Annotated in this window: 3 protein-coding genes; all 3 read left to right on the top strand. The window is 39.8% G+C overall.

Translation table 11 applies throughout. The features are described 5' to 3' along the window. Positions 1 to 1546, top strand: a 1546-nt coding sequence (locus ABWO41_RS15300) for an ATP-dependent DNA ligase (protein ID WP_353139925.1), incomplete at its 5' end; no start/stop codon positions are given. Between the two features lie 35 nt (positions 1547 to 1581). After that, positions 1582 to 4032: a ligase-associated DNA damage response DEXH box helicase gene (locus tag ABWO41_RS15295; protein WP_353139923.1), complete on the top strand. Its 2451-nt coding sequence runs from the start codon at positions 1582 to 1584 to the stop codon at positions 4030 to 4032. Next, entirely contained in the window at positions 4032 to 4676 is a 645-nt protein-coding gene (gene pdeM, locus ABWO41_RS15290) for a ligase-associated DNA damage response endonuclease PdeM (RefSeq protein ID WP_353139921.1), read from the top strand. Before ABWO41_RS15295 ends, pdeM begins: the two co-directional genes overlap by 1 nt. Positions 4677 to 4921: the final 245 nt, after the last annotated feature.

The raw sequence follows: 4921 nt of genomic DNA, 5'->3' as shown, positions 1-4921 counted from the left end.
AAACACCAATAAAACCAATGCTAAAATAGATGCAATGGTCCAGTTTTTCCGTACGGCGGGTGATGCCGATAAATTGTGGTTTTTAGCGCTGTTTTCCGGCAAAAGAGGCAGACGTTTGGTTTCTACAAAGTTAATGCGCGAATGGACTCTGGAAGTTACCCAACTGCCGGAATGGCTCTTTACCGAAAGCTACAGTGCCGTAGGCGATTTAGGTGAAACCATTGCACTGGTATTGCCTCCGCACTTGCAAAAGCTGGATTTTTCTTTAAATGAATGGATGCAGCAGATTAATGCTTTAAAAAACGCAGATGATGCGACAAAAAAGACTTTTATACTTACCGCATGGGATGGCCTGGATTATACAGAACGTTTCATTTTTAATAAGCTGATTGGCGGGAGCTTTCGTCTGGGTGTTTCTCAAAAAATGCTTGTTAACGCGTTAGCCAGATATTCCGGCATAGAACCAAGCACCATTACCCACGCTATTATGGGGAGCTGGACAGTTGAAGACGCCAATTTTGAAGAATTAATTCGGGGCGAAGGCAGCAATCCTGATACTTCCAAACCCTATCCGTTCTGTCTGGCGTATCCTATAGAGAAAGAGGTTGAACATTTGCAGGAAAGGAAAGACTGGCAGGCAGAATATAAATGGGATGGAATAAGAGGGCAATTCATTAGAAGAAACAATGAGGTTTTTATATGGTCGAGAGGCGAAGAACTGGTATCCGATCAGTTTCCCGAGGTTATTGATGCTTTAAAAGAAATGCAGGGCAATTTTGTACTTGATGGCGAAGTCTTACCTGTAAAAAATGGTGCCGTTTTAAATTTCAATGAACTGCAAAAGCGTTTAAACCGTAAAAATATCAGCAAGAAATTTCTGGAAGAAATTCCTATTCAGGTGTTTGTATATGATATTTTTGAGAATGAGGGGCAAGACCTAAGGAATATGCCCTTGAGGGAGCGAAGGAAAATCCTGGAAGATATTATTAATAAAAATCAGAATCCGGTTTTTTCTCTATCAAAAATTATAGAAACAGAAGACTGGTTAAGTTTGTATGAGATAAGAGCTAAAGCAAGGGAAATTAATTCAGAGGGGTTGATGCTGAAACATAAAGATTCACTTTATCATTCGGGAAGAAAAAAAGGCGATTGGTGGAAATGGAAAATTGATCCCTTAACTATAGATGCGGTCTTAATTTATGCGCAAAGAGGATCTGGCCGAAGAAGCGGGCATTATACAGACTATACATTTGCAGTAAGAGACGGAGAAAATCTAGTAACCATTGCCAAGGCTTATTCGGGATTAACAGATAAGGAAATTACCGAGGTAAGTAAATTTGTGAATAAAAATGCCATAGAAAAATTTGGCCCCGTTAGAACTGTAAAACCAGAGCTTGTCTTTGAAATTGCTTTCGAAGGCATTGGCTACAGCAGTCGACACAAAAGCGGGGTTGCCGTTCGTTTCCCCAGAATTTTACGTTGGCGCAAAGACAAAACGGTTAATGAGATTGATACGATTGAAGACATAAAAAAGCTGATTCGATAGCTGAGATTTACCAAGCAGAAAGTTAAACATGAAAGATGTCGAAATTTTACGAAAGTACCGGATATAAAATCATTAGCGATTGGCTCTCGAAAAACAATCGTACCCCTTTCGGTTTCCAATTAAATACATGGAAAAAATATGCCGATAGTTATAGCGGAATGGTTGTAGCTCCAACCGGTTTCGGAAAGACATTTTCTGTTTTCATAGCGGTAATTATAGATTATTTAAATCAGCCTGAAAAATATGGAAGCGGATTAAAATTACTATGGATTACTCCACTAAGAGCTTTAGCCAAAGATTTGGGAAGGGCAATGAATGAAGCAATTAATGAAATAGGTTTGGACTGGGTTGTTGAAGTACGAAGCGGAGATACGCCTATAGAAATAAGAGCCAGACAAAAGAAAAGTATGCCCGAAGTGCTGCTTATTACTCCGGAAAGTCTGCATTTGCTCTTAGCGCAAAAAAAGCATAAAGACCTGTTTAAAAATCTGCAATGCATTGCGGTAGATGAATGGCATGAATTGCTGGATTCTAAACGGGGCGTAATGACAGAACTGGCTATTTCACGTTTACTAAGTTATCGCCAGGACATAAAAATATGGGGAATTACAGCTACCATAGGCAATTTAGACGAAGCTTTGGAAGTTCTGATTCCCTACCCTGTTAAAAAAACTAAAATCATAGCAAAGGAGAAAAAGAAGATCGACATTCTTTCCGTTTTGCCAGAGGAGGTTGAAATTCTTCCCTGGGCAGGACATTTAGGTGGAAAGTTAGTAGACAAGGTTACCGAAATTATTCTGCAGAGCAATACTACGCTGGTATTTACCAATACCCGCAGCCAGTCTGAAATATGGTATCAGCTGCTGCTAAACCATTATCCTGATTTTGCGGGGCAAATTGCTATTCACCACAGTTCTATAGACAAAGCACTGCGCATCTGGATAGAAGACAATCTGAATTCAGGCTACCTGAAAGCTGTTGTGTGTACTTCCTCTCTGGATTTAGGGGTCGATTTTAAACCGGTTGATACCGTTATACAAATTGGGTCAAGCAAAGGTGTATCAAGGTTCCTGCAAAGAGCCGGAAGAAGCGGCCACTCGCCTTTTGAGACTTCTAAAATCTATTTTGTTCCCACACATTCGCTGGAGCTGATAGAAGTATCTGCATTAAAATCTGCATTAAAAGAAAATGCTATAGAACCACGTGAACCGCTATTTCTAACCTACGACGTTTTAGTGCAATATTTGGTAAGTCTTGCTTTAGGCGAAGGTTTCGAAGCCGACGCAACGTATAAACAAGTAAAAGCTACCTATACTTTTAGGGAACTGCTGGAAGAAGACTGGGCCTGGATTCTTAATTTTATTACAAATGGCGGAAACTTGCACAACTATAAAGAATTTCATAAAGTTATTGTTGAGAATGGATTGTATAAGGTAACCAACCGGAGAATTGGAATGCTGCATCGTTTAAATGTGGGAGTCATTGTAAGCGATGTCATGATGAAGGTAAAATTTATGGGTGGTGGTTATATCGGGATGATTGAAGAATATTTTATAGCCAAATTAAACCCCGGAGATCGATTTGTTTTAGCCGGACGTGTTCTGGAACTGATCATGGTGAAAGATTTAACTGCATTTGTAAAACTATCTAAAGGCAAAGGGCTTGTTGCCGCCTACTTGGGAGGGAGATTGCCCTTAACTTCCAGTCTATCACATTACCTGCGACAGAAACTGGCGGACAGTCTAAACGCCAGATCGGGAGAAAAAGAACTGGTATTTCTGCACCCCCTGCTGCAAAGGCAATCTGAGCATTCTTACATTCCGCAGGCAGATGAGTTTCTGGTCGAATTAATCAGTACCAGAGAGGGTTACCATTTATTTATGTATCCTTTCGAAGGCAGGCTGTTGCACGAGGTAATGTCGGCTCTGATTGCTTACCGGATATCAAAAATCACCTCTATCACCTTTACCATGGCGATGAATGATTACGGCTTTGAGCTGTTAAGCAACCAGCCTATTCCGGTAAATGACGATAACATCCATCAAATCTTAAGCAAAGAAAATTTGATTAATGACATTTTGCACAGCATTAATGCTACCGAAATGGCGAAGAGAAAGTTTCGCGATATTGCCGTAATTTCGGGAATGGTGATACAGACTTATCCCGGACAGCGGAAAACATTTAAAAGTCTCCAGTCCAGCTCGGGACTCATTTTTCAAGTATTGGAAGATTACGACAAAAACAATCTGCTGCTTAAACAGGCTTATACCGAGGTATTTAACCAGCAGCTACAGGAAGCGCGTTTACGGGCAGCATTTAACCGTATTTCTAATTCTAAAATTATACTTAAGCATACCAAAAGCTTTACACCCTTGAGTTTCCCCATAAAAGTAGATAGCCTGAGACAAAGCCTGAGCAGCGAAGATCTGGAAACAAGAGTAAAACAATTACAGGAAGAGGCACTTAAAGCGGAGAAAAGAAAGTGATGAAGACACTGACAAAACAAATAAACAATCAAACTTTTGTATTTTCTGAATCTAAGACGCTGCTTTGGGAAGAAGAGAAAACGCTTATTTTAAGCGATATGCATTTAGGAAAAGCGGCACACTTCCGAAAACACGGTATCGCTATACCTTCTGAAATTATGCTGAACGACCTGGAAAGATTAAGCAAAGCACTGGACTATTTCCAGCCAGACAGAATGGTCATTGTAGGAGATTTTATTCACGCCGGCGATAACAGCGACACCGCATTATTTAATACATGGCGCGAGAAACACCCGCAAATAGCAATTGATCTGGTAAAAGGCAATCATGACAGATTCAAAAAAGAATATCTTGATAAATGGATGGTTCATCTGCATCATCAATCTTTAATGATACGGGATATACTTTTTGTACACGAACCGGCAAAAGCAGAAAATCAGTTTACTATTTCCGGACATATACACCCGGGTGTAAGCTTAAGGCTTCAAAAAAACAGGATTATCAGACTGCCTTGCTGGGCTTTTAACGATCACCAATTAATACTCCCAGCTTTTAGCAGTTTCACAGGTTTAGACACCAATGCTGTAAAAACCGACTTTAGCAAAATTATTGTAACGGAAGGTTTGCTTTTAGAGATTCAGTAAAGAGAATTTAAAAAGTTTTTTATCCATCATGAAGTTAGCGCAAGCGTCCGCTTGTGCTATACAAAAACTGTAAACGTATCACAGGATTATTTAAAAACTGTAAACTTTTTTAGGACGATACAAGTGCTATGAGCTATATAAGGCACAAGCGGACGCTTGCGCCAGGCGGAGAATTTAAAAAGTTTTTTATTCATCATGAAATTAGCGGAACAAGAAGAAATTACTTTTTGGAATTCAATACCTAA

Source organism: Pseudopedobacter sp., assembly GCF_040392825.1.
In the GTDB taxonomy this organism is placed as follows: domain Bacteria; phylum Bacteroidota; class Bacteroidia; order Sphingobacteriales; family Sphingobacteriaceae; genus Pseudopedobacter.
The sequence above is the reverse complement of the archived record's forward strand: the minus strand, read 5'-3'. Positions and strand labels throughout refer to the sequence as shown.